General features: G+C 40.1%; 25 protein-coding genes. 17 read left to right on the top strand and 8 right to left on the bottom strand.

All coding sequences use genetic code 11. From position 1 onward, the window contains the following. Positions 1-23: 23 nt before the first annotated feature. From ACFPA1_RS08640 to ACFPA1_RS08630, 3 genes are all read right to left on the bottom strand, one after another. Positions 24-161: a YvrJ family protein gene (locus ACFPA1_RS08640; protein ID WP_213119625.1), complete on the bottom strand. Its 138-nt coding sequence runs from the start codon at positions 159-161 to the stop codon at positions 24-26. Positions 162-265: 104 nt separating this feature from the next. After that, positions 266-484, bottom strand: coding sequence for a DUF2922 domain-containing protein (locus ACFPA1_RS08635; RefSeq protein WP_378582068.1), 219 nt, complete (start codon positions 482-484; stop codon positions 266-268). Positions 485-622: 138 nt separating this feature from the next. After that, positions 623-841, bottom strand: a complete 219-nt coding sequence (locus ACFPA1_RS08630) for a DUF1659 domain-containing protein (RefSeq protein WP_378582067.1) — start codon at positions 839-841, stop codon at positions 623-625. 218 nt (positions 842-1059) lie between these two features. On the opposite strand from ACFPA1_RS08630, the gene ACFPA1_RS08625 reads away from it, so the two are divergent. Together ACFPA1_RS08625 and ACFPA1_RS08620 are read left to right on the top strand one after the other, a co-directional pair. Beyond that, on the top strand, positions 1060-1386 hold the full coding sequence (locus tag ACFPA1_RS08625) for a phosphoribosyl-ATP pyrophosphohydrolase (RefSeq protein ID WP_378582066.1): 327 nt from the start codon (positions 1060-1062) through the stop codon (positions 1384-1386). A gap of 35 nt (positions 1387-1421) precedes the next feature. Then, positions 1422-2417 (top strand): HNH endonuclease, encoded by a 996-nt coding sequence (locus ACFPA1_RS08620; protein ID WP_378582065.1) that lies wholly within the window; start codon positions 1422-1424, stop codon positions 2415-2417. A 284-nt stretch (positions 2418-2701) separates the two neighbouring features. Here ACFPA1_RS08620 and ACFPA1_RS08615 read toward each other — a convergent pair whose 3' ends face one another. Together ACFPA1_RS08615 and ACFPA1_RS08610 are read right to left on the bottom strand one after the other, a co-directional pair. Then, positions 2702-3934 carry an acetyl-CoA acetyltransferase gene (locus ACFPA1_RS08615; protein WP_378582064.1) on the bottom strand — a complete coding sequence of 411 codons (1233 nt, stop codon included), beginning with the start codon at positions 3932-3934 and terminating at the stop codon, positions 2702-2704. A gap of 77 nt (positions 3935-4011) precedes the next feature. Next, the gene (locus ACFPA1_RS08610) at positions 4012-5346 is read right to left on the bottom strand and encodes a sigma-54 interaction domain-containing protein (protein ID WP_378582063.1); all 1335 of its coding nucleotides are present in this window, start codon (positions 5344-5346) and stop codon (positions 4012-4014) included. Between the two features lie 280 nt (positions 5347-5626). Between ACFPA1_RS08610 and ACFPA1_RS08605 the strand changes: the two genes are divergently transcribed. From ACFPA1_RS08605 to ACFPA1_RS08565, 9 genes are all read left to right on the top strand, one after another. Further along, positions 5627-7348, top strand: a complete 1722-nt coding sequence (locus ACFPA1_RS08605; protein ID WP_378582062.1) for an AMP-binding protein — start codon at positions 5627-5629, stop codon at positions 7346-7348. A gap of 30 nt (positions 7349-7378) precedes the next feature. Further along, positions 7379-8170 (top strand): enoyl-CoA hydratase/isomerase family protein, encoded by a 792-nt coding sequence (locus ACFPA1_RS08600; protein WP_378582061.1) that lies wholly within the window; start codon positions 7379-7381, stop codon positions 8168-8170. 15 nt (positions 8171-8185) lie between these two features. Beyond that, a complete protein-coding gene (locus ACFPA1_RS08595; RefSeq protein WP_378582060.1) occupies positions 8186-8623 on the top strand; it encodes a VOC family protein in 438 nt (145 codons plus the stop codon). A gap of 42 nt (positions 8624-8665) precedes the next feature. After that, a complete protein-coding gene (locus tag ACFPA1_RS08590) occupies positions 8666-9742 on the top strand; it encodes a TRAP transporter substrate-binding protein (RefSeq protein ID WP_378582059.1) in 1077 nt (358 codons plus the stop codon). Positions 9743-9893: 151 nt separating this feature from the next. Further along, complete coding sequence (locus ACFPA1_RS08585) at positions 9894-10475, top strand: TRAP transporter small permease subunit (RefSeq protein WP_378582058.1); 582 nt, start codon at positions 9894-9896, stop codon at positions 10473-10475. Further along, positions 10476-11789: a TRAP transporter large permease gene (locus ACFPA1_RS08580; RefSeq protein ID WP_213145823.1), complete on the top strand. Its 1314-nt coding sequence runs from the start codon at positions 10476-10478 to the stop codon at positions 11787-11789. A 36-nt stretch (positions 11790-11825) separates the two neighbouring features. After that, on the top strand, positions 11826-12617 hold the full coding sequence (locus tag ACFPA1_RS08575) for an enoyl-CoA hydratase/isomerase family protein (RefSeq protein WP_378582057.1): 792 nt from the start codon (positions 11826-11828) through the stop codon (positions 12615-12617). A gap of 18 nt (positions 12618-12635) precedes the next feature. After that, positions 12636-13064: a VOC family protein gene (locus ACFPA1_RS08570; RefSeq protein WP_213145825.1), complete on the top strand. Its 429-nt coding sequence runs from the start codon at positions 12636-12638 to the stop codon at positions 13062-13064. A gap of 93 nt (positions 13065-13157) precedes the next feature. Further along, complete coding sequence (locus tag ACFPA1_RS08565) at positions 13158-14885, top strand: AMP-binding protein (RefSeq protein ID WP_378582056.1); 1728 nt, start codon at positions 13158-13160, stop codon at positions 14883-14885. 248 nt (positions 14886-15133) lie between these two features. Here the strand turns inward: ACFPA1_RS08565 and ACFPA1_RS08560 are convergent, their stop codons facing one another. Next, complete coding sequence (locus ACFPA1_RS08560; protein WP_378582055.1) at positions 15134-15307, bottom strand: hypothetical protein; 174 nt, start codon at positions 15305-15307, stop codon at positions 15134-15136. Positions 15308-15494: 187 nt separating this feature from the next. Here ACFPA1_RS08560 and ACFPA1_RS08555 point away from each other — a divergent pair, with 187 nt between their 5' ends. The 5 genes from ACFPA1_RS08555 to ACFPA1_RS08535 all read left to right on the top strand — a co-directional run bounded on the left by ACFPA1_RS08555 (position 15495) and on the right by ACFPA1_RS08535 (position 21323). Continuing rightward, positions 15495-16505 (top strand): NAD(P)H-dependent flavin oxidoreductase, encoded by a 1011-nt coding sequence (locus ACFPA1_RS08555; protein ID WP_378582054.1) that lies wholly within the window; start codon positions 15495-15497, stop codon positions 16503-16505. Next, positions 16502-17923, top strand: a complete 1422-nt coding sequence (locus tag ACFPA1_RS08550; protein ID WP_378582053.1) for a carotenoid oxygenase family protein — start codon at positions 16502-16504, stop codon at positions 17921-17923. Before ACFPA1_RS08555 ends, ACFPA1_RS08550 begins: the two co-directional genes overlap by 4 nt. A gap of 119 nt (positions 17924-18042) precedes the next feature. After that, positions 18043-19749, top strand: coding sequence for a class I adenylate-forming enzyme family protein (locus ACFPA1_RS08545; RefSeq protein ID WP_378582052.1), 1707 nt, complete (start codon positions 18043-18045; stop codon positions 19747-19749). A gap of 33 nt (positions 19750-19782) precedes the next feature. After that, positions 19783-20982 carry an acetyl-CoA C-acyltransferase gene (locus ACFPA1_RS08540; protein ID WP_378582051.1) on the top strand — a complete coding sequence of 400 codons (1200 nt, stop codon included), beginning with the start codon at positions 19783-19785 and terminating at the stop codon, positions 20980-20982. A gap of 38 nt (positions 20983-21020) precedes the next feature. Continuing rightward, positions 21021-21323 carry a muconolactone Delta-isomerase family protein gene (locus ACFPA1_RS08535; protein ID WP_378582050.1) on the top strand — a complete coding sequence of 101 codons (303 nt, stop codon included), beginning with the start codon at positions 21021-21023 and terminating at the stop codon, positions 21321-21323. A 343-nt stretch (positions 21324-21666) separates the two neighbouring features. On the opposite strand, the gene ACFPA1_RS08530 is transcribed toward ACFPA1_RS08535, so the two are convergent. Next, the gene (locus ACFPA1_RS08530; protein WP_378582049.1) at positions 21667-22149 is read right to left on the bottom strand and encodes a sigma-70 family RNA polymerase sigma factor; all 483 of its coding nucleotides are present in this window, start codon (positions 22147-22149) and stop codon (positions 21667-21669) included. Between the two features lie 784 nt (positions 22150-22933). Here ACFPA1_RS08530 and ACFPA1_RS08525 point away from each other — a divergent pair. Continuing rightward, positions 22934-24259, top strand: coding sequence for a hypothetical protein (locus ACFPA1_RS08525; RefSeq protein ID WP_213145834.1), 1326 nt, complete (start codon positions 22934-22936; stop codon positions 24257-24259). Between the two features lie 237 nt (positions 24260-24496). Here the strand turns inward: ACFPA1_RS08525 and ACFPA1_RS08520 are convergent, their stop codons facing one another. Continuing rightward, a complete protein-coding gene (locus ACFPA1_RS08520) occupies positions 24497-24928 on the bottom strand; it encodes a PaaI family thioesterase (RefSeq protein WP_378582048.1) in 432 nt (143 codons plus the stop codon). Between the last annotated feature and the right edge of the window lie 84 nt (positions 24929-25012).

Below are 25012 nucleotides of genomic sequence, written 5' to 3'. Positions count from 1 at the left end.
GATTATCATGTCGAATAAACCCTTCACACCTTCATCCGCTCAGGTAAACTCTGTATCGACTGGACCACTAAATCTAGCTTCGATTCAATACGATAAAGAAGATAAAGTGTCACTACAATGGGAAATCCTACCTCGTTGATGAATGAAATGATTTGATCCACAACAATTGTCCTCCTTTCCAATTTTTAAAAAGAGGCCGGTTTCAGTCTGAACTGCCCCGGCCTCTCTCTTAAACACTATCGAATTTGACTAAATTACTTTAAGCTTAGACGATTTCATACTCAACCACATTGCGGTCGATGACTCTCGCGCCTTTTGAGGAAACATATCTTCCACTGGCAGATGTAAACACATCCGCTGCAATAATCTGTTCCATTGACTGTTTAACAGCAGCCTCATCAATCGGTTCCTTTGGGTTTTCCAACGCAATACGAGCGGTTTTACCGAATTCCGTGCCAAACATTAATTCCAATGTTTTTGTCATTCTCGTTCACCTCCTTTCTTTGAGTCATGGGGAAGGTTCTTTTGCCTCAATCTCTACTCTTTACCTGCTTGTTAGATTGGGAGCTTCGTTGATTTAGATCAGAAGAACCGTTCCACTGAATCACTAATTACTTTTCGATTACACAGTTAATTCAGTGCTGTCGCTGCGCTCGGTTTTGTTTAGCGGGTAGTTGCATAGTGCAGAAATTGCTTGTGCAACCTGGAATAACTGGTCTGCAGTTGACTCCTTTTTGATGTTGCTAAACGTTTTGGTTTTTACGATTGGGTTTCCTTGCTCATCAAGGTCAACCTGAAACGCCAACCGAAGCTTTGAACCTTCTAACAATGCTTGTGCCATTGTCCTTCACCTCCTTTCACCTTTTATTTAGCTTTTTGGAGGCAAAAAGGACAGGGTTAGAAAAATTATTTTGGTTTTTACATGGAGAAGGTTCCTTTCCATCAGTAAGCCTACTAATTTTTGAAATTTAAATTTATTAAACTAATGATTATGGTAAAATAATCCTATATTAAGTAAATGAAATAGGGTATATAAAAGAGGATTAATGGGGTGAAAAAATGCCATTGTACAATAAACTGGTCCGCGATAAAATCCCAGATATAATTGGTAGCACGGGAAAAAAATGTTCTTTTAAAGTATTAAATGATGATGAATATATAAAGGCACTTCAAGAGAAATGCTACGAGGAACTCGATGAGTATGTATCTAGCTCAGCAAACACTGAGGCAATGGAAGAGTTAGCTGATTTGCTGGAGATTTTTCATTCCCTTGCTGATTATCATGGAATTTCGATTGAACAAATCGAGGAAATTCGGAAAAGAAAGCTGGAACAGCGCGGTGGCTTTCAGGACAGGATATTTTTAATTGAAGTTGAAGATAAATAAAGTTAAGGAAAAAGGGTACTGCAGGTGACAATACAATGAGTCATAAATTACAAGTGGGCGAAATGAAAGCTTCTTATTTAACAGATAAAGAAATTTGGGGCCATTTTAACTACATATTTTCATCGAAATCCAAGAATTCAACTACATATAAATTTGTCTTAATCAAATCTTTGTTAGAAAACTTATACAATGTCAATGATAAGCTGGAATTAAATTACTCAAGCTTGTTTTCGAGTTTTGCAAAAATCTATTGGAATCTGGTTATTCATCATAATCTTAATCAGATAAACATGACGGATAAAAGAGCTGAAGTTCAAAACATCCTGCTTAATATCCAGTCCAAATACCAAATCCCTGAGACGGTTGTTTTCGATAGACTTTCAGCCGAAATTCAGGTGGAAATTATCAATAAAGTGAAGAAAAAATGTAAGATCAATGTTATGGGCGCGATATATGGCGATACAGGCTGCACCATCTATGATTTTGATAATCAGAAGGAACAGCTGCGAATGAATAGTACATTTTACTCCTTTATGCAACGGTTCCAGCGAGTCCTGAATTATTTAACGAATTATCATCTTGCCTTATTTTTGGAAAAATTCAATGAAAGAGGGGATACCACCAACCTGTTATTAAAGGTTGAAAATGTATCAAAGAGATCATCCCTTGATCAATTTTATCAAGTGCTATCCTCCTTTTATAACGGGAAGTGTTTTTACTGCGGAAGAGCTATCAGGAAGGAAAATGCTCACGTGGATCATTTTATCCCATGGAGTTTTGTTCAGGCTGACCAGCTTTGGAATTTAGTTATCGCCTGTAGTGCTTGTAATTTATCTAAAAGTGATAAATTGGCTAACAAAATATTTTTAGAAACGGTAATGGATAGAAATGAAACCTTGATTGCTATACCCGAACTTAGAACAAGAGAGGATATGAAGGTTTATTCTAGCAATAAACTAAAAGATTTATACCACTATTCGGTAGAAAATGGGTTTACTGATATTTGGACTCCGAAGAAATTGATTTTATAAGGAAGAGAGAGAAAGATTGAACGATTCCCACTAATAGAAAATTCTCTTTGAAGCTTGGATTGATGGATTTAAGGAAAATTACTCATTTGCATTTGCGAATAAAGGTTATGAAATTTTCAAAGAAAATATACTTGGCGGTTACAAATGAAATTAAATAAACAGCCAATAAAACAGCATTAAAGTTTGTTTGATGGTTGAAATTTCTTTATTCATGAACTTCCACAGTGAAGGTTCTTATGGCAAAAACCATAAGAACCTTCACTGTGAAATCTGGAATCCTTTTTTTATCTCCCAATCACAAAACAGACGGTGGTTGTTGTGCTGCCACCGATGTTTAAGGTGGCGACATTTTTTGCATCTTTTACTTGGTAGCTTCCTGCAGTACCAGTGACTTGCTTATATGCATCAAGAACCATTCGAATTCCGGTTGCACCGACTGGGTGGCCTAAGCCAATCAATCCGCCGCTTGGATTGATGGGGATTCGACCACTAAAGGCAATATCACCTGATTCAATTGCTTTCCAGTTTTCGCCGGGTTCCGTTATCCCGAAATGGTCGATGGCCATATATTCGGTGATGGAAAAGCAATCGTGTGTCTCAATCGCATCAATATCATCCACGCCGCGAAGTCCTGCTCGGTCAAACATGTCCTCGATGGCTTTACGGACATGTGGAAACACGTAGCGTTGCTCCGCACTTTCCTTTATCTTATCTTCAAGCAGCATGGGGGCTGTTTTATGCCCCCAGCCTTTGATGACAGGGATGTTTTCAAACGGTATTTGGAAACGATCGGCATAAGCCTTTGCATATTTTTCGGATGAGAGAAAGATTGTTGCTCCGCCGTCTGTTACTTGCCCGCAATCTTGACGGCGAACACGGCCTTCAATCACATGATTATGCTCATCATTTTCCAGAAAGCTATATTCATTGAATTGCCACTTTCTTGTTTGAGCGTTTGGGTTTCGCTTCGCATTATCAAGATTAATTTTCGCGATTTCAGCTAAGTGTTCGTAGCGAATTCCGTAGCGATCGTCATAAACATCGATTAATCGATTAAATAAATAGGGCCAAGGATAGGTGGCGTCTTGTGCTTCCCGACCTGTCCAACAGGCGACACCAAGATTATCTGCCGCTTGTTCTCCTGATACATTTCGCAGTAATTCTACTCCCGTAACACAAGCTAGATCATAACGGCCAGACTCTATATCGGCTGCCGCTGCCAGGATGGCAATACTGCCTGAAGCGCATGCTGCTTCATGGCGGCTTGCCGGAACGCCGGAGAAGGAGGGATGAATCGAAGCGAATAATCCGCCAAGCTGTCCTTGCTTACTCCCCAGCTCTCCAACAAAATTCCCGATATGACAAACTTCCACTTCACTCGGATCAATTTTTGTTGATTCCAGTGCGCCCTCGACACTGGATTTTAATAGATCAAAAATGTCTTTTCCTTCTCGCGCCCAATTTTTTGAAAAATCGGTTTGGTATCCGCCAAGCACATAAACCTTTGACGTATTCATGATTCACTGCCTCCTCATAAAAGAATTGATAAAATCGACTTACTGTTTTATTTAGGATGCAATTTTCATGCCAAAGGCTATTTCAACCGCTGTAGCTTCTTTACGAGTGAGGATTGACTGATTCCAAGTACTTCTGCTGTTTTACGAGTTGTTTTAAATTCCCTTAATTTTTCCAAAATGATTTTCTTCTCTAAATCTTGAAGCGTTTTTTTCAAGGTCCGTTGATGAGGGTTCTCCGGAGAATGAAGGAACGGGAGATCTGACCATTGAATATCATCATGATCAATGGTCACCACTAACCGCTCAATTAAATTCTCCATCTCGCGGATATTTCCCGGCCACTTATAATCCTCGAATAATTGGATAGTATCATCTCCAAATCTCTTGGTTAACCCATATTTTTTATTTGTTTTTTGAAGGAAATGATAGGCAAGTGGAGCAATGTCTTCAACTCTTTCACGTAAGGGCGGAATCGTAATCGGAATGATATTCAAACGATAAAATAAATCTTGTCTGAAACGCCCTTCATTTACGAGTTGTTCAAGGTTTTTATTCGTTGCCGAGACAACTCGTACATTGACTCTGATGCTTTTCCTGCCGCCAATTCTAGTAATCTCAAATTCTTGCAGTACCCTTAACAGCTTGACCTGCAAATCAAGCGGCATGTCTCCAATTTCATCTAAAAAGATGGTTCCACCGTTTGCCTGTTCAAATAACCCTGGCTTTCCGCGGCTGTCTGCCCCTGTAAAGGCTCCCTTTTCATAGCCGAAAAGCTCTGACTCGAGAAGATTTGGAGGGATAGCGGCACAATTCACCTTAATTAATGGTTCATTTGCGCGTTTGCTTAGCCGATGGATAAAATTTAACAGCACTTCTTTCCCTGTCCCTGATTCACCATGAATAAGGATCGTCGTATCCACTTGGGCAATTTTTGCACATATAGCAAGGATTTTTCGAAATTCTGGGCTTTTGGCAATAATATCAGAATAAACCGGGATCTCTTCATGAATTTTCATGTTGTCTTTGTGATGATGTTTCATTTTAAGAGCAAGCGATAGTATTTGATCAATTTTAAGTTTGTTCAATTCAGCGATATCGCGAATAATTAACACAACATGTGTAACTTGGCCTTTTTCATTTTTTATTGGGCTCCCCGTAATTAACACATCCGACCCTCTAATATGCATGACTTTTGTAACGGGTTTTTTATGTTTTATGACTGCTAGAGTAATAGAATCGTTTATTATCCCTTTTTTCAATGCATCTTTTATATTTCCTCCTACAAATTCTGCTTCTGGATACGAAGTAATTCTGCATGCAGCCTTATTGATGGCGATTCCATATCCATCAGCATCTCTAATAGCTACGCCGTCATAGGATGATTCAAATACCTGCTTGTATAATTCGAGCAAATGAAAACTCTCCCTTCATCAAAGTATCTCTGATAAAAAATTCATCATCTGATTCTATTATTCATCAATAACATGTAAAATCCTTCTCTATTTTTGATAATATTCATAATATTCATTATTTTTGGTGCGTTTTCACTGTTGGCACAGTACTTGCATTGTTATTTTATGACCATGTCGTTCCCGGAAGTCACCATGGTTAGAAAAGGAGAGATTACCGCAAAAATGTAAACGGAATCAATGAGTTGCTATTTTTATAATGTAAGAGTTTGGAGGAGGTCGCATGGGTGTAGAAATGTTTAAACAAACATTAGGGACTGAAGAAGAGTCTGTTATTAAAAAACTTGAAAAATGGGCAAAGGAAACAGGGGATAAGACGTTTGTCTATTATGGTGAAACACAACGATCGATTACCTATAAGGTGTTCAATGAAATGGTTAACAGTTTCGCGAACAGCTTAATCGAAAAAGGGATTCAAAAAGGGGATCGTATTTCACTATTTTTATATAACCCTTTTATCACAACGATTGCGATGTTTGGCATTTGGAAAGCGGGGGCTGTTTACTGTCCGATAAACTTTAATTATAAAGGCAGTCTGCTTTCATACCAAATTAATGATACTAAGCCAAAAATGCTTATAACAGAAAGACAAAAGGTATCAATCATCAATGACATAAAAGATCAGTTAACGTCTTTACCTGTCATAATCCATGACCCAAAAGAAGATGATCATGATTATCAGGATGAGAATGTCCAACTTGATAGTAAGTTTCCCAGTCTTTCGTTTGAAGATTTTATGGCAGGCAATCGTGACAATCCGTCTATTGACCTTCATTTTTTTGATACAGCAAATATTATGTACACATCTGGTACCACAGGTCCTTCCAAAGGGGTTGTACAATCTCATCGTTGTCTTCACAGTTATACGTATCTCGTACGAGCTTTTAATAATCAAGAAGACGTCCTTTACAGTGATATGCCCATGTATCATGTCGGTGCAGCATTTGCGAATGTTGTCACTGCCGCTTTTGTCGGCTGCACGGTTGCGATGTGGGATAAATTCAGCCCAGGTAATTTTTGGAGGCGTATCCAAATAAGCGGAGCGACAAATGCTTTCCTTTTAGATGTGATGATTCCGTGGTTAATGAAAGAAGAACCGACTGAAGACGATCGTAACAATACATTGAAAAAAGTGATATTGCAGCCGCTGCCTGAATATCACCATGATTTTGCTAAACGATTTGGGATTCATTTTGTACAAACAGGCTATGGGCAGACTGAAGCTGCGGGTGGTTGTAATGTCATTATTGATGAGCTTGGAGAGGAACAAGGCACTCCAACCGAACTGTATAAAGGATATACAAGAGAAGAAATAGCTGAAATAGCCAAACGTTTAAATCTTTCTTTTCCAAAAGGCAATATAAAGTTTCCAAAAGGTTACTTGGGAGGTCCGACACCATTTATGGAAGTTGCCATCCTAAATGAACATGATGAGGAATGTGACATTGGGGCGTCGGGACAATTTGCTTATCGACCTCTTTTTCCTCATATCATGATGAAAGAATACTTTAACAAGCCTGCCGCGACTGCAGAAGTCTTCCAGAATCTTTGGTTTCATTCAGGGGATGTAGGCTATAAAGACGAAAACGGATTCTATTATTTCGTTGACCGGATGAAGAATTTGATTAGGCATAAAGGGGAGAATATTTCATCCTATCAAATTGAAGATCTAATCAATCAGCATGACCTAGTAGATCTTTGTGCCGCTTTTCCGATTCCAGCTGAAGAGGGGGACGAGGATGATATTGTTGTCTATGTTGTCCCAAGAACAGATGAATTAAATGAAGCAGCACTAAAGGAATGGACGAAAAGGGAAATGCCCAAGTATATGTGGCCTAAGTACATTCGAATCGTTCCGGACTTGCCGAAAACACCGACGAATAAAATTGAGAAATATAAATTAAGGGCTTTAATTCTAGAAGAACTTCAAAAAGTTAAAATCTAAGGATTATGTATGAAAGAGGTGGGATGATTGTTGTCTACAGAAGAAACATACGAAACGATTGTTTTTGAAAACAATAATGGGATCGCGAAAATTACCTTAAACCGTCCTGAGCAGCTGAATGCCCTAAATTATGCAATGTTACTAGATTTAGATAAGGCTGTTTCCAGAATTAAAGAAGATGACACCATTCGGGTATTAATTATAACGGGGTCTGGGAGTGCGTTTAGTGCAGGTGGCGATGTTAAGGGATTTGAGAACGCAACCATTCGCCATATGAATCACCAAATGGAAATTGGCAATCGAGTGATTACGAATATTGTCAATTTAAAAATACCGGTTATTTCAGCGATTAATGGTCATGCCGTTGGTCTTGGTTTTAACTTTGCTCTAGCTGGAGATATTATCATCGCATCAGAAAAGGCTAAATTCTCGGAAATCTTCATTAAAATTGGCGTCATTCCTGACGGCGGAGGTACCTTTTTTCTGCCGCGGCTAATTGGGTTAGCGAAAGCGAAGGAGCTGATGTTTACAGGAAGAATGCTAGATGCGAAAGAAGCCTGTGATATGGGGATCGTGAGTAAGGTAGTAAATAGTGAAAATTTTGAACAAGAAATCGAAAACCTGGCTCAGCAGTTTAGCCAAGCCCCAACAAAAGCCATCGGGATTATGAAACAGTTGCTGAACAAAAGTTATGATCATGATCTGCAGACAGCTTTAAGCTATGAACAACTAGGACAAAACCTTGTCCTTGACTCGGATGATTATCATGAAGGCGTTCAGGCTTTTATCAATAAAAGAGCGCCTAAATTCTTAGGAAAATAAGAGAGGAGAATCACTATGAACGTAACGAACGGAGCGAAGGTAACAAAGGTACCATATGTGGCAATTGCAGTAAGGGACCGTGACAAAGCAGCTGATTTTTTTACAAAGACGTTTGGTGGAGAAGTGATTACTAGTTATTCAGGACCTGACAACGACTTTTTAGGCTATAAGGATGCTTTGATTCGAATCGGGGATTTTCATCTTTATTTAATGGAACCAATCGAAGAAAACAGTGTTGTGGGCAAATTTATAAAAAAGCGCGGAGAAGGGCTTCATCATATCGCATTTTCTTTCCCAAATTTACAAGAAGCCGTAGAAGATTTAAGAGAAAGATCACTAAGGGTTTTTGATTTAGGTCAAGCTACTGATGAACTTGCTTTCCTTCATCCAAAAGATGCACATGGGGTATTAATCGAGTTGACCCCTGAGAATATAAAATACAGGAATGATTAATAGAATCTATTTAATTTGGAAAAAATTCTAGGGGGTAAAAATATGGTGAAAAAAGAGAAAAAGCATGTTTCGTTGTTTGCTAGTTTCATAATGTTAAGTTTAATCGTTATTTTGGCAGCTTGCTCAAGTGATAAAACTTCTGGGGATTCTGGTAAATCTAATGGCAACGATAAAAAGAAAGTTTATACATTTAACCTAAATTCTGTATACCCAGACACCACATTAGCAGGGCTTAATTTTATAGGACCTGAATTTATCAAGGAAGTTGAAAAGAGAAGTAATGGACAGATTGTGATTAAACCGTTCTATTCAAATGAGCTTGTCCCTCAATCAGAAATATTAAGTGCACTGTCCAGTAATACCATTGATCTAGGTCTCACCAGTCCTGTTTACTTTGGCGATAGCGTTCCTACTGCTTCGACACAGAGTCTTCCTTATTGGTCTAAATCACTTGAACATTCTTATAAACTCTATCGTGAAACAGGTGTAGGTGAAATATTTGAAAAAGAACTGGAAGAACATGGAGTCAAAGTCCTTGCCTATGCTGTTGGCGGCAGTGGTTATGGATTTGCCTTAAATAAACCGATAAAGAAGTATGAAGATCTCAGTAAACTGCTGTTACGTTCATCCGGGTGGGCTACTGATACATGGTATAAAAATATCGGAATCTCAGGTGCCAGCATTCCTTTAGCAGAAACGTATGATGCACTGCAAAGAGGAGTCGTTGATGGAACACCATGGTCTTTTACAGAACTAGAATCTTCGAAATATGGTGAAGTTGTTAAGTATATCGTTCAACCAGCATTCATAAATGGAGGGTTAAGTGGTCTATTTATCAACAAGGATGCCTGGAATAAACTACCCGAGGATTTACAGAAGGTTATGACGGAAGTTGCTCAAGAAATGGAGCTTAAGGCTCTTGAAACGAATAAAGAAAAGGAAAAAACCATTCAGGCACAAGTGGACAAATATAATATTGAAGTGATCAATCTTCCTGAAGACTTCCAGAAGAAACTTTATGATAGCGCCCAAGTCGTTTGGGATGAATATGCCAAATTGAATAAGAACACAGCAAAAACCGTGGAAATACTACGTAAGGAAAATGGGGGAAGTCAATAGCTAAAAGTTCCGGGAAGTGTCTTCATTCCAGTCATGATGTCCACCCATTAGCTTGGACATCATGACTGGTGTTCTTCTATCTAGGATTAGGTAACGTCAGATAAGATTCGACACAATGCAACATCAGTTTTTTATGAAGGGTGGGTTAAGGATGAAAGTTGAGAGTGAAATAATCCAAGCAAAAGAAAACAGGACATTGATGGAGGTTGTCAACAAATCAATCAGAAAAACAATCAGATCAATCAATTATATAAATGAAAAAATGTATATTGTGATTGGCGTGATTATTGTTTTTCTATCATTCATGATTTTCTACGATGTACTTGCCCGCTACTTCTTTCATAAACCTACTAGTTTCGGGTTTGACACATCGATTTGGCTGACGGTGGTGATGGCGTTTGTTGGCGGAGGGTATTCGCAATTAAAAAATGAACACGTTCGAGTTGATATTTTCTATGAAAAGTTTTCCGACAAAGGAAAAAGTATCGTGGACCTATTCACTCATCTTTTCATATTTCTTACGGTTATTCCCCTTGTCTGGTGGGGGGGGAGTCATGTCCTTAAATTATTTGAACAAGGAACGGTTGCTACATCAGGATTAAATATATCATTATGGATTAAGTTTCTTATTGTCCCATTCGGAGGAATCCTGCTTGGCCTGCAGGCATTGGTAACCTTTTATAAGGATATTTATTTAATTATTACTGGCAGAAAATATGAGGAGGACAAATAAGTGGATGGTTATGTTATAGCACTTATCATGTTTGGAGCGCTGATGATCGGAATCATGATGGGTATTCCCATTGCCTTTACGATGTCCGGCATTTCCATTATCGTTGGCTTCTTCATATGGGGCGGAACTACTAGTCTGACTGGGTTTGTATTGTCTGCCTATAGTGATGTAGGCCAATTTGTATTTACTGCTGTACCATTATATATCTTCATGGCCGGAATTTTAAGATACAGCGACTTGGTAGAAGGGATGTATGAAGCGTTTTACCGTTGGTTTGGGGGGCTCAGGGGAGGACTAGCGGTTGGGACAACAATCATTGCCACCTTATTTTCTGCTATGGTTGGGACTACAATGGTTTCTACAGCCGCTCTGGGAGCTATTGCACGTCCTTCAATGATTCGCCGCGGTTATAATGATGTTTTAACACAAGGCGTAATCTTGGCAGGGAGCGGGTTAGGAATTCTCATTCCCCCAAGTATTGTCATGATCATTTATGCTGTCATTGCGGATGTATCTCCTGGACAGTTGTTTATGGCTGGTATTCTTCCTGGAATCATGATGGCTGTCCTTATCATCATATACAGCTTAGTCGTTTGTTGGGTGCGACCTGACTTCGGCCCTGCTATCCCAAAGGCAGAAAGGTTTACGTGGAAAGAGAAATTTGTAGCCCTTAAAGGTGTTATTTTACCATTGGCAGTCATTGCCACTGTTTTGGTCACCATTTTCATGGGAGTAGCTACACCGACAGAAGCTGCTGCAGTTGGAGTTGTAGGTTCCTTAATTTGTGCGGGAATCAAGCGAAAATTATCATGGAGCAACATCAAAAATATGTTTGAAATGACAATTGGATTATGTGCCATGTTGTTTTGGCTTGTTATTGGCGCCTCAGCCTATGCAAAAATTGTCAGCCTTACTAGAGTAGGTGAATATCTGTCAGGCTTAATAGAAGGTTGGAATTTATCTCCTATGATGTTTCTGATTGTTGTTCTCATTGTCTATTTTATCCTAGGTATACCTCTTGATGCTGTACCGATTTTGTTCATGACGGCACCTATTATCATGCCTATCTTTGAAAGCATGGGGATTGACTTAGTATGGTTTGGCGTTATTTTTATCATCAGTGCTATAACAGCGAATTTATCTCCGCCTTTTGGAATACAGATGTTTATTTTAAAAGGAGTGGCTCCGGACATAAAGATTTCCGACACGTTTAAAGCGTGTTGGCCAATGGTTGGATTATTTACATTAGGTACGATTATATTATTTATTTTCCCTGAGATTGTAACCTGGCTTCCGAATCAAATGTATAAATAACAACTATATAAACATACATGAAAGGTGGAGTTGAGCTTGTCAAGTGCATATGAGTTCCAGACAATTACTTTGGATGTGGAAGACGGGATTGCTAGGTTAACTTTAAATAGACCGAACCGTCTAAATGCATTAAATTTTGCTTTAATCAAAGAGTTGGATCAGGCTGCATCCATTATTCAGGATATTAACGACATTAGAGTTTTAGTCATCACTGGGGCAGGAAGAGCTTTTTGCGCGGGTGGAGACGTGAAAGAAATGGAGACCACAACGCAGGAGCAAAATCAGGAAGCGCTAAGACTCGCTAGTCGCGCTCTCTACAACATCGCCAATATAGAGGTTCCTGTTATTACTGCTGTCAATGGCTACGCCTTTGGCGCCGGATTCAGTCTAGCTTTGGCGGGGGATATTATTATTGCGTCTGATCAGGCAAAATTTTCAGCAGCTTTTGTAAAAGTTGGTTTGGCACCGGAAATGGGTGGGACCCATTTTCTCCCACGTCTAATTGGATTAGCGAAAGCAAAAGAATTAGTATTCTCTGGTCGAACGATTGATGCCCATGCGGCTTATAACTTAGGCCTTATTTCCAGTGTTGTGGGTTTTGAAGAATTTAATCAGGTGGTGGAAAAGGAAGTTAAAAAGTTGTCGCAAGCCCCTACGAAAGCACTTGGAATTGCTAAGAAACTCCTTAACCACAGTTTAGAAAGAGATCTCAAGACATCCTTAATCTATGAGCAAGTATACTGTCCAAGGGCAGCACAAACAAAGGACCATGAAGAAGCGGTTCGTGCGTTTAAAGAAAAAAGAGAGCCCGTTTTTACCGGAAATTAATGAGAGGAGGAAAATAGAATGAACACTAAAGTGTCGAAAGTTCCTTACGTAGCGATTGCCGTTAAAGATATGCATAAAGCAGCCGATTTTTTTGCCAATACATTCGGAGGGGAAATAGTAAGTAAAGGGACGGTTGAGGAAGAGTTATATTTGGATTGTATGGTCAAAATTGGGGACTTCTGTCTTTACTTAATGGAGCCTATGTCAGAAGACAGTGTAATTGGACGATACATTTCAAAACATGGAGAAGGCCTTCATCATCTCTGTTTCACTTTTCAAGACCCTAAACTGGCTCTAGCGGAGTTAAGAGAAAAAGGGCTCCGCGTAAATAGTATCTATTTTGAAGCAGACGACATAGAATTAGCTTTTATGCATCCCAAAGACGCTTATGGAGTACTTCTTGAATTAACTCCAGAGACAGTACCCTTACGTACAAATCTTTCATAGCGAATTTTTCCTTACGTAGAAGTTTTCTCAGGGAAAACATGTAAGCGAATTCAAAAAGTTGGCATGGACATTCTACAAGATGGAGGAGCAGTAATGGGAGTGGAATTGTTTAAACAAACATTAGGGACTGATGAAGAGTCCGTTATCAAAAATCTTGAAAAATGGGCAAGAGAAAAAGAGGATAAAACGTTTATCTATTACGGGGAAGATCATCGATCCATTACCTATAAGGTATTCAATGAAATGGTAAACAGTTTTGCCCATCATTTAATGGACAAAGGTATTCAAAAAGGGGACCGTATTTCGCTATTTTTAAAAAATCCCTACATCACCACGATTGCGATGTTTGGTATTTGGAAAGCTGGGGCTGTTTACTGTCCGATAAACTTTAATTATAAAGGCAGCCTGCTATCATACCAGATTAATAGTACCCAGCCGAAAATGCTTATTACTGAAAGACAAATGGCAGGAATTATCAATGACATAAAGGATAATCTAGCGGCTTTACCTGTCATGATTCATGACCCAAAAAAGGAAGAGCATGACTATCAAGATGAAAATATCGAACTAGACCGTAAGTTTCCAAGTTTATCATTTCAGGATTTCCTAACAGGAAATTGTGAAAATCCAAATATCGACCTTCATTTTTATGATACAGCAAACATTATTTACACGTCTGGTACAACTGGACCTGCCAAAGGGGTTGTTCAATCCCATCGCTGTCTTCACAGTTATACGTATGTCTTACGCTCGTTTAATAATCAAGAAGATGTCCTTTACAGTGATATGCCGATGTATCATATTGGTGCAGCATTTGGGAATGTTGTTAATGCCGCTTTTGTCGGATGCACGGTTGCAATGTGGGATAAATTCAGCCCGAGTGATTTTTGGAGGCGTATTGAGGTTAGCGGAGCGACAAATGCCATCCTTGCCGATGTCATGATACCGTGGTTAATGAAACAAGAGCCGACTGACAACGACCGTCATAATACTTTGAAAAAAGTACAAATGCAGCCGCTTCCTAAATTTCACCATGAATTTGCGAAACGATTTGGTATTCATTTTGTCCAGACGGGATATGGGCAGACGGAAGCAGGAGGCGGGTGTAATGTCGTTATTGATGAACTTGGAGAGGAACAAGGCACTCCTCCAGAACTTTATAAGGGATATTCAAGAGAAGAAATTGCTGAAATAGCCAAAAGTTTAAACCTTTCTTTTCCAAAAGGCAATCAGGAATTTGCGAAAGGCTTCATGGGGACTCCGACTCCCTTTATAGAAGTGGCCATCCTCAATGAACATGATGAGGAATGTGACAGTGGGGAGAAAGGACAAATTGCCTATCGTCCACTGTTTCCGCATATCATGGTGAAAGAATACTTTAATAATCCAGCAGCGACGGCCGAGGTTTTCCAAAATTTATGGTTCCACACCGGGGATTTAGGCTATAAAGACGCAAATGGATTCTATTATTTTGTCGACAGGATGAAAGATGTGATTAGGCATAAAGGCGAAAATATATCAACTTTCCAGGTTGAAGATCTCATCAATCATCATGACCAAGTCGATCTTTGTGCCGCCTTCCCGATTCCAGCTGAAGAAGGGGACGAGGATGATATTGTCGTATACGTTGTCCCAAAAACACATGAATTAAGCGAAACAGAGCTAAAAGAATGGACGAAAAAGGAAATGCCGAAGTTTATGTGGCCCAAGCACATTCGTATCGTTCCGGACTTGCCAAAAACGCCGACAAATAAAATTGAGAAATACAAATTAAGGGCTTTGATACTAGAAGAGCTTCAAAAAGTTAGGCTGTTTTCGTAAACTTTGTTGTTATGCAAGAAAAGCAGTGGTTTATTCAATTAGGAACGGGTTCCCCTCTGCGAAAAAGCTTGATTATGGGTCGACACCCTTGGAAGAGTAATAAATAAGCGGAAGTTTTTCCGTTATTTGCAAAATGGAGCTTATTTAGTAAAAAATAAGCGAAGGTTTTTCCGTTATTCAATAAAAAGCTCCCGATTTTAGCGGTTTAAAATCAAATAAGGGAAATTCCTCCTTCTATTTCAGCTAATTTACATCCATTTTCCTAAATAAGGGGAATTTCTCCCTCTATTTTTTAGAATGAGCCTTAAGAAGGTAGCAGAAAGCAACAATGTTTTAGAAAAGAGCCAAAAGTTAAAATCTAATGATTTTGCATAAGAAAAAGGTTCAGGCAGGGTACAAACTCTGTCTGAACCATTTTTCATACATTAAAGACCTCTGATAAAAAATTCATCAATTGATTCAGAAATTCATCAAAAAAGAGTGATTGATAAAATATTCATCATCCATCGTGTGTTTAAACTATTGGCACGGTACTTGCATTAATAAATAGTGTAGGTTGTAGTTTAATGCCAGTGGCTGCAAAGTATGAATGAAAAGGAGTGATTGACCATGAGTCGAAGATTACCAAAATGGATGACCGAAAACACGGTATTGCCGATTATTTCTGCCCCGATGTTTTTAGTATCGGGACCGGAGCTTGTCTTAAGCTGCTGCAAAAATGGGGTCATTGGTTCTTTCCCTGCCCCAAATGCCCGGACCATCGACATTCTTGAGGAATGGATGACGCGATTGACAACGGAGTTAAAGGAGTACAAAGAAAGAAATCTAGACAAAAAAGTGGCTCCCTGGGCAGCAAATATTCTCGCGCATCGAAGCTATAAACGCCTCGAGCAGGAGCTTGCCTTACTGAAAAAATTTAAACCGCCGATTGTCATTACCGCACTTGGGAGTCCGATCCCTGTTATTGAAACTGTTCATTCCTACGGAGGGCTTGTGTTTGCGGATGTGAATTCAGTCAAATATGCCAAAAAAGCAGCTGAAGCTGGTGTGGATGGTTTAGTTCTAGTCAGCGCCGGGGCTGGAGGACATACTGGATCTATTACTGGCTTTGCCTTTGTTGATGCTGTTCGCGAATTTTGGGATGGAGTCATTGTACTTGCCGGAGGAATTTCTACGGGAAAAAGCATTTTGGCAGCCCAAACATTAGGGGCAGACCTCGTGTATTTAGGAACCAAATTTATCGCAGCCAGTGAGAGCATGGCCAATGATCAATACAAGGAAATGCTCATCGAAGCCACACACGAGGATATTATTTTGACAAATGCATTTTCTGGTGTGCATGCTAATATGCTCCGGCAAAGCATTGAAAAAGCAGGCTATGATGTTAATAATCTATCAACTAAAAAAGCAATAAACTTTGACAATCCACATGGAGAAACAAAAGCATGGCGGGACATCTGGTCGGCTGGGCACGGCGTGGATACGATTACAAAAACTCAACCGGCAAAAGAAATCATTGAGGAGCTTGAACAGCAATACAGGAAGGCCTATTCAGATTTTCAGCAGCCAAATGAGTGGATTCCAGCGGAACAAAAGGAAAAGGAGGAATTTATACGATGATTGACACAAAAACCTATGAAAATCCCTATTTCCACGATGGTCTATACGCTCCGATTAAGGATGAAATGTATGTAGATGAATTAACGGTCCTTGAGGGGAAGGTTCCAACCGATTTTTACGGAGCCTATGTGCGAAACGGCCCTAATCCAAAACATGAACCTAAGGGCCGCTATCATTGGTTCGATGGGGATGGAATGCTTCATGCCGTTTATTTCGAAAATGGAAAAGTCAGCTATCGTAACCGCTATATCCATACAAAGGCCTTCCAGCATGAAGCGATCGAAGGAAAAGCCATATGGGCAGGATTAATGGAAGATAAAAAGCAAAATCCGTTTTTTGAAAAAGAAAAAAATACATCCAATACGGATGTCGTCTTTCATAACAATAATTTGCTGACACTTTGGTATCGGTCCGGCCAGCCCTACAAAGTCGATGCCAGAACATTGGAGACAATCGGAGTAGAGGATTTTGGCGGCCGTCTGACGTGCAATATTTCGGCCCATTCGAAAGTGGATGAGGCTACGGGTGAGTTTATTTTTTTCGATTATGGTAATGTGTATCCGTATATGATGTATGGCGTTGCTTCGGCAACAGGTGAGCTGATGCATGTTGCACCGGTTGAGCTTCCGGGTCCGCGACTGCCGCATGATATGGCAATTACGAAAAATTACTCGATCCTGATGGATTTGCCGTTATTTAACGACCCTGAATCAGCGAAATTAGGAAGATACAGTGTCAAGTTTTTCCGCGAATTGCCGAGCCGTTTTGGCATTATTCCGCGTTATGGTGGAGCCGAGTCCATTCGCTGGTTTGAAGCAAGCCCTTGCTATATTTACCATGTGATTAATGCCTGGGAAGAAGGAGACGAAATCGTTTTAACGGGATGCCGGGTAAAAGAACCTGTTCCTTCAAGTACAAAAAGGGGCGGTCCAATTGAAAGAATGCTGGCTTTTCTCCGTATAGATGCCCAGCTTCATTACTGGCGCTTTAATTTGAAAACAGGGCAAGTAAAAGAGGGCGAGCTATGTGACATGAACACAGAGTTTCCGGTAATTAACCTTGATTATATGGGGCAGAAATCGCGTTATTCCTATAATGTTCATATTGGTCCTGGGGAAACGGTACAATTTGACGGATTGGTCAAATATGATACATGGACAGGGCAATCGAAGAAGTACATGTTCGGAGAAGGCCGTTATGGTACGGAGGGGGCCTATGCACCGAAAATAAATGCCAAAGCTGAGGATGATGGTTATTTGGTGACATATGTTCATGATCAGCGGGAGAATCGATCGGAACTGATTATTATGGATGCAAAGGAATTTGAGATTGGCCCGATTGCCAGACTTCTTGTCCCGCAGCATATCCCAATGGGTTTCCATGCGACGTGGATTAACGGTGAAAAGCTTTTCACGTAACAGGCTCAAGTTGGGAGGTAAAGTTTGACCTGTTTTTTTAGAAAGGGCTTACTTTTCCTAATGAAATGAAAAGTAAGCCTTCCAAAATTTGCACCTGATAGCAGGGGGACGGTAGAAATATGATTCTTTCATCAGATGAACGAATAAAAGAGTATGTAGAAAAAGGCTGGTGGGGAACTGCCACCATAGAGGAGTATTTTCTTCAGCATGTTGAACAATGGCCGGACAAGGAAGCCATTGTCGATCCGATTAACCGGGGGGCGTTATGTGGAGGTCTGATGCAAAGGCTAACCTATAAAGAATTGGATCACAGGGTGAGTCGGTTAGCGGACATTCTCCTTGAACACGGCATTGTGAAGGATGATATTGTGGCGATACATTTGCCTAATATCGTGGAACTTGTTATTACTTATTTGGCGGTTTTGCGAGTGGGGGCGATTTCCAGTCCATTTCCGGTTCAATATCGTGAATTTGAATGTTCCCAACAGTTGAAGATGTTAGGTGCAAAAGCAGTGATTACGATAGAGAAAATGAATCTACGTGAATATGCAGCCATGCATGTCAAAATTAAAGAGCAAGTCCCATCGGTTCAACATGTTTTTGTATTTGGGAATGATGTTCCCGAAGGGGCGATTCCGATTCATACAGACGGGATGGATTCAGAGTTTACGAGATTGAAAGCCTATCGTGATACGATTGAAATAACAGCAGATGATATATTCTCTATTTGCTGGACATCTGGAACAGAGGGGAAACCAAAAGGTGTCCCAAGAAGCCATAATGAATGGTTTATCAGTGCTTATGGAACAGTAGATGCCGCTCAACTAACAGGAGATGACCGCATTTTAAATACCTTTCCGATGGTGAATATGGCGGGTATCGGTGGGATGCTGATTCCGTGGTTATTGTCAGGGGGGAAATTGGTGCTGCATCATCCCTTCGATTTACCCTCATTTCTTCAGCAGGTTGAACAGGAAACGATTACGTACACACTAATTCCACCTGCCTTACTAAATATGATGCTAAAAAATCAAGCCATGCTAAATGGTAAGGATATTACCTCACTAAGGGCTGTGGGAACAGGCTCTGCTCCTTTGACCGCATGGATGATTGCGGGCTGGAAGGAAAAGTATGGCGTGGACATTATCAATTTCTTTGGCTCTAACGAAGGGGCAGCATTTTTAAGCAGTCCCAATGATATCCCCGGTCCAGAAATGCGAGCGAAATATTTTCCGAGATTTGGAGTCAAAGGGTTCAACTGGGACAACCGAATTTCTGAAAGGATTGAAAGTAAGATTGTAGATTTAGAGACAGGGGAGGATATTACAGAATCACTTCACCCTGGTGAGCTGCGGATTAGAGGGGCCAGTCTGTTTTCTGGATATTGGAATTCAGAAGAAATGAATCAAACGTCATTTGATCAAGACGGATACTTTTGTACAGGGGATTTATTTGAGATTGCCAATGATCAAAATCAATATTATCGAGTGGTTGGACGAGTCAAGGATGTAATCAACCGCGGGGGACTAAAGATATCACCTGAGGAGCTGGAAGGATTGCTTCAAGGCCATCCAATGGTGGAAGATGTGGCTGTCGTCTCTTATCCGGACCCGATTATGGGTGAAAATGTATGCGTTTGCATCGTTCCGAGAGAGTCTGTAGAAATCAAGCTGGAAGAACTTGTTGCATTTTTACGGGAGAAACAGATTGCATCCTATAAATTGCCAGAGCGCTTGGTTCTATTGGAGCAGTTGCCACGAAATCCGGTAGGGAAAATCTTGAAGAATCAGCTCCGGGAGATGGTGAAGAGTGAACGAGTTAATTAGGAGCTTTATGTTTAAGAAAGGAGGGTGTGCAAGATGGAAGCTTATATTTATGATACGATCCGTACACCGCGCGGGGCAGCAAAGAAAAATGGTTCATTGCTTGAAGTGAATCCCATTCATTACGTTTCACAACTGTTTCATGCGCTTGAATCCAGGAACGAACTGCGCTTATCAGAAGTGAGTGATATTGTTTTAGGCTGTGTTACACAGGTTCGCGACCAAGGGTCCAATATTGCTAAGGTGGCAGCTCTGTTTGCTGGTTTGCCCAATACCATTCCCGGCATGACGGTCAATCGCTATTGTGCGTCAGGTTTAGATGCCGTTCTGATTGCTGCTGCAAAAGTGAAGGGAGAAATGGATGAGCTTGTCATAGCAGGGGGCGTGGAGTCTTCCTCGAGAGTTCCCATGTTTTCTGATGAAGGATCGTGGTTTTCTGCTCCCGAAGTGATGGATAAAACAAATTATGTCCATATGGGGGTATCCGCTGATATTATGGCATCGTTATCAGGATTTACTCGCGAAGAGCTTGACCAATATGCTTATGAATCGCATGAACGCGCCGAGAATGCGTATCAGCAGGGCTATTTCAACCGTTCTTTACTCCCTATCTATGATCAACAACATCAAGAATTTTTGGAAAAGGACGAACTTGTTCGTCCTGATATTTCAATGGAAAAATTAACGGCTTTAAAGCCATCGTTTTCCGAAAAACATATAAGTGGAATGGAAAGCCGAATTAAACTGCAATTCCCTCAATTGAAGGAAATTTCCCATGTCCATCATGCCGGGAATTCTCCTTCCTTAGCCGACGGAGCTTCTTTGATTCTCATTGGTTCGGAAGAAAAAGGGAAAAAGCTGGGCTTAACACCGCGAGCCAGAATTGTGGCTTCCGCTAGCGTTGCGGATGACCCTTTCTTATTAGGCGGCGGGCAAAAGGCAGCTGAAGTGGTTCTGAAGAAATCGGGATTAACAATCGGGGATATTGATTTGTTTGAGTTTAATGAAGCTTTTGCTGCGACGGTACTAAAGTTTCAACGTGATTTTGGTCTTGACCGGGATCAGCTGAACCCGAACGGCGGTGTGATTGCAATGGGACATGCGCTTGGGGCAACGGGAGGTATGCTCATTTGTACGCTGTTGGACGAATTGGAAAGACGCAATCAGAAGCGCGGACTTGTTGCCATAAGCGGAGGAGCAGGAGTAGGCACGGCGCTGATCATAGAAAGAGTATAATTTTAAAAAATTGAAGTGAAGCAAAGGAGGCGTTTATCTTGTTATCTTTAATCAAAGCTGCTGTTATTCAAAAGGATCTCTCTATGGATGAGTTATGGGAGAAATGGGAGGCTGAAGCGAAACTTTGTCTTAAAGCAGTTGAGCGAAAGAAAATCGTCGGGGCCTATAAGATATCTGGACAAAGAAAAGTCGTGCTTATTTATGATGCTTCCTCTCATGATGAACTGGATCGAACCTTTATGGCTGGGCTCCCATTATCAGAGTATGTTGAAATTGAGGAAATGCTTCCTATTCGTCCCTATGAGGATTTTGCAATAGATATCGGCAACCGTTGGAAATAGGAATACCATTGGCTTTCAATGATAATATCTTTAGGTTTACTTTTGACATCGCAAAGGAAGATGAAGAAATTTTTTATTTGTGAATACCAGCTTCATTATCATTTTGAACGTAAGGGAAAAAATCCTCAGATCCAATCCAATAGTGATTTGAGGATTTTTTTTTAATTAATTTTTGTTATGTTATCCTCTTTTTTCAAAACGGAAGTAATTTTGGACAAATTGTCCCCTTTTATTTATCCAAAAGTAGTTCAATATCACCCATTTTGTGGAACATAAATGGATATCAATAATGGATAAGATGATTCTCTCTATACGATTTTTTATTATGGCATTTCCATGCAGCTCAGTTTCTGATTAAACCCTTCAATCTCCTACGCGCTCCTTCCCGCCATTGCTTTACAGCCGATACCGTAACACTTTCCCGTTCGGCCATTTCCCTGACGGATAGGTCATTAATGAGAGTGTACTGAAGCCATTTCCCTTGATTCGGAGTTAACATTTCCAAACAGGATAACAAGATTTCTCTTTCTAAAGAGGAGTCTTTCCGGCAGTCAGCTGCCATCTCCCAAAATTCCTCCTCTGGACAAAAATCTCTTTCCTTGCTTTTTGCCATTTTATTGAGTTCCATAAGCAGCTTGCCTCTAATATATGAATATGCATAGTTTGTAAAATTCCCTTTTTCCGGATTGAATCGTTGGCTGGCCTCCCATAAGGAAATGAGGCCAAGCTGGTAAAATTCCTCCAGGTCTGTATAAAGATGAAGAGAGTGAATGATCTTGTGGATCATCGGCTGATATTGTTCTGCTAACTGTTCAAAGCTTTCCAACGCTAGGTCCTTTCAGGAAAGCGCGCTTATGCCATTGTATTCCCGGGTATCTCTACCATAGCGGGATTCTTTAATTTGAGCGAATCCACTCATTTCTAATTTGGTGCCAAATTAACCCCGGAAAATGGCAAAATCTACTGTCTTATTTCTAATTTGGAGCAGATTTTAAGAAGTTTCGACCAAAACTATATAAATTGATTTAGGGAAGGTTCTTAAAAGGTAATTTTTGTTACAGAATCCAATCTTGCTAGAGAAGCTATTACAATGAGCTAGTTCAATCGACATGAATACAAAAATTGTTGAGTTCCCTCCATTGTAAACGGAGAGAATTAAATTAAAAATTTTAAACCTTGAAAATGCAGAAGAGGTTTTTAGGCATTTCACGGATATAAATGTAACGAAGTATATGGATATAGAACCTTGTAAGGATATAAAGGAAGCAGGAGAAATAATTTCGTATCATTTAAGGGAATCAGGTTGCCGATGGGGGATGTTACATAAAAGCAGCGAAAAGTTTAGGGTATAAGTGGTACTTATACCCCATATTAAATATTGTTAATTCTAAATCAACGTATATCTCAATTATAATTCAAATAGACAGAATAATAGAGAAATAGACAAAATCACATTTTATATTATTTATTTCAGATGGAAAGAGAATGAAACCGTGCTGACAAAGGTAAAAAAGAAAAAGTGTCATACACAAACCCCATTTTTCAACACGATGGTAGAAGAAGAAATTATGATTAGAAAATAATTTATTATGAGGGAGGAATATGTAACGATGACAAAAATAAAGCAAAGTGGTTTTGATCTTTCTGAGGCGGACATAAATGAAGATTTACTAAGAGAATTATCAGAATTCCCACTTCTTGAAGCACTTTTTGGACGGCGTTCCCGCCGATTTTTTCTTGGAGCAGAAATACCTGACGGACCGCTTGCATATAAATCAAGACACGAACCAGTACCGCTAAATAATTTAGAAAAACTACTAATATTATTGGGGGTCAGTGGTGTAACGGGTTGGCATCATTCAGTTACTAGACATGATCGTTATAAACCGTATCTATCCAATTATTCTGGATCAGCGTCGGGCAGAACCCATCCATCTGCAGCAGGCTTTCATACTTCGGAAGTATTTTTTACGGATGACACAGGGACCTACATTTTCCGTACCCGTGATTTTGCACCAGAAGTGGGACGCTCAGACAATGGAAAACTTTCTACAAAAGAATTACTGCAATCACATCAAAAAAGAATTGAGAAATTATCCGATGATCGCCTGTATATTCCTAATTATGAGCCCTATATGGAGGGGCATAATTCTTGGGTGGCCAATAAACCTGGTACTTTCTTAGTGTTCCCAGTAGGGGATTTAGCTCAGCATACACTGTTAAATTTATGCTTCTACGTTCAGAATGGGCTAGTGATCTATGACGATATTAATAAACGGAAAATCCCAGGTTTAGAGAAATACAGACATATTGTGGATGTCGATAATCCGGTTCCCCTTAGCTTCCTTGATCAATATTCGCTTGCTGAACTATCTGCAGAATTGGCTACAGCAACATACTCAGGAATGTTATTGCAGCAAGCAATCGGGCTCGGCGGTTGGATGTTTGATGGAATTGATCGCTTAACCGTTTTAGGAGCCAGTGGTGATCCGGATGTTCCCGGTCTTGGTTTCCGCTATGATACAGATGAACGTTGGGCAATACCTAACCCAACAGGACTTGAAGGAGTATTTACTTCGTATACACCTCCACATTATCCGACCATGAGAGATGCAGTTGAAGCATTAGTGGAACGCAAATTTGGGAAGGACGGTCCATTTCATCCTGAAACAAAGGGAATTTGGAAGAATCCGTCGTTCGTGCGCAGCAACGCACAAGTTCATGATGAAGAATTTAAAGAAATTATTGCCCTGCAGGCTCAATACATGTATGATACATTCGGGAAATTTCCGGCAACCGTGCCTTCTGTCTATTCATTAATGTACTTACAGTCGCATCATCTAGATTTGGAGTATTATGACAAACTATTTGACCCGCATTCTTACTTATCCACCCATGCTGAGCATTTGAAAAAGTGGCATGGCATAAAGCTGTAACCATTAAACAAGTATTGTTACTTTCGATAAAAAAAGCTATGCAATTAGATGCCTGATGACACTATAGCTTAAGCAAAATCATTCTATTTTTATTTTAACAAAAAGGAATTAATCGTGAGATAGGCACCACCCAATTATTGGATGGTGCCTAAGATAATAATAAATGGTAGATTGAAGTAGTTATGTAGGAAGTAATAATAAAATAAAGTAGAGAACCATCCCCCTGGTCACCCTCGGTTACTTGTCGTATCGATAAAATGTGCCCGAGGTCGTGCACAATAACTCGCCTTCTTCATTGCGGACGTCCGCTTCCATGAATGAAATTTTATAGCCATCCTTCTTATAACGAGACGTTGCAATCAATTTTCCGGATTTCGTTGCTTTAAAAAAAGAGGTCTTCAATTCTAGCGATACATAAGGTACGTCCTTCAGCCGAAAGTTTAAATGACCCATCGCTGTGTCAGCGAGAAAGGTAAAGATGCCGCCGTGCACGATCCCAGCCGGGTTATACATAATGTCAGTAACCGGACACGTAATGGTACATGTTTTTGCCTCATCATCATAATCAAACTCAAACTGCAACATATTGAACATAAATATACTTTCCGGTTTGATGGCGCTTGTATCATAAGCCTGCTCCATATGTGCCATAAATTTTTGCTTGTTCACCGATAATTCCCCCATTGTTAAAATTTCTCCCTATTAATAATATCATATTTTTCGGAATTCTTAGACTGCATTACCGAATTAAGC

The organism is Neobacillus sp. GCM10023253 (genome assembly GCF_042653105.1).
GTDB classification, from domain to species: Bacteria; Bacillota; Bacilli; order Bacillales; family Cytobacillaceae; genus Neobacillus; species Neobacillus citreus.
Note: the sequence above shows the minus strand (reverse complement) of the source record. Positions and strands in the feature narration are given on the sequence as shown.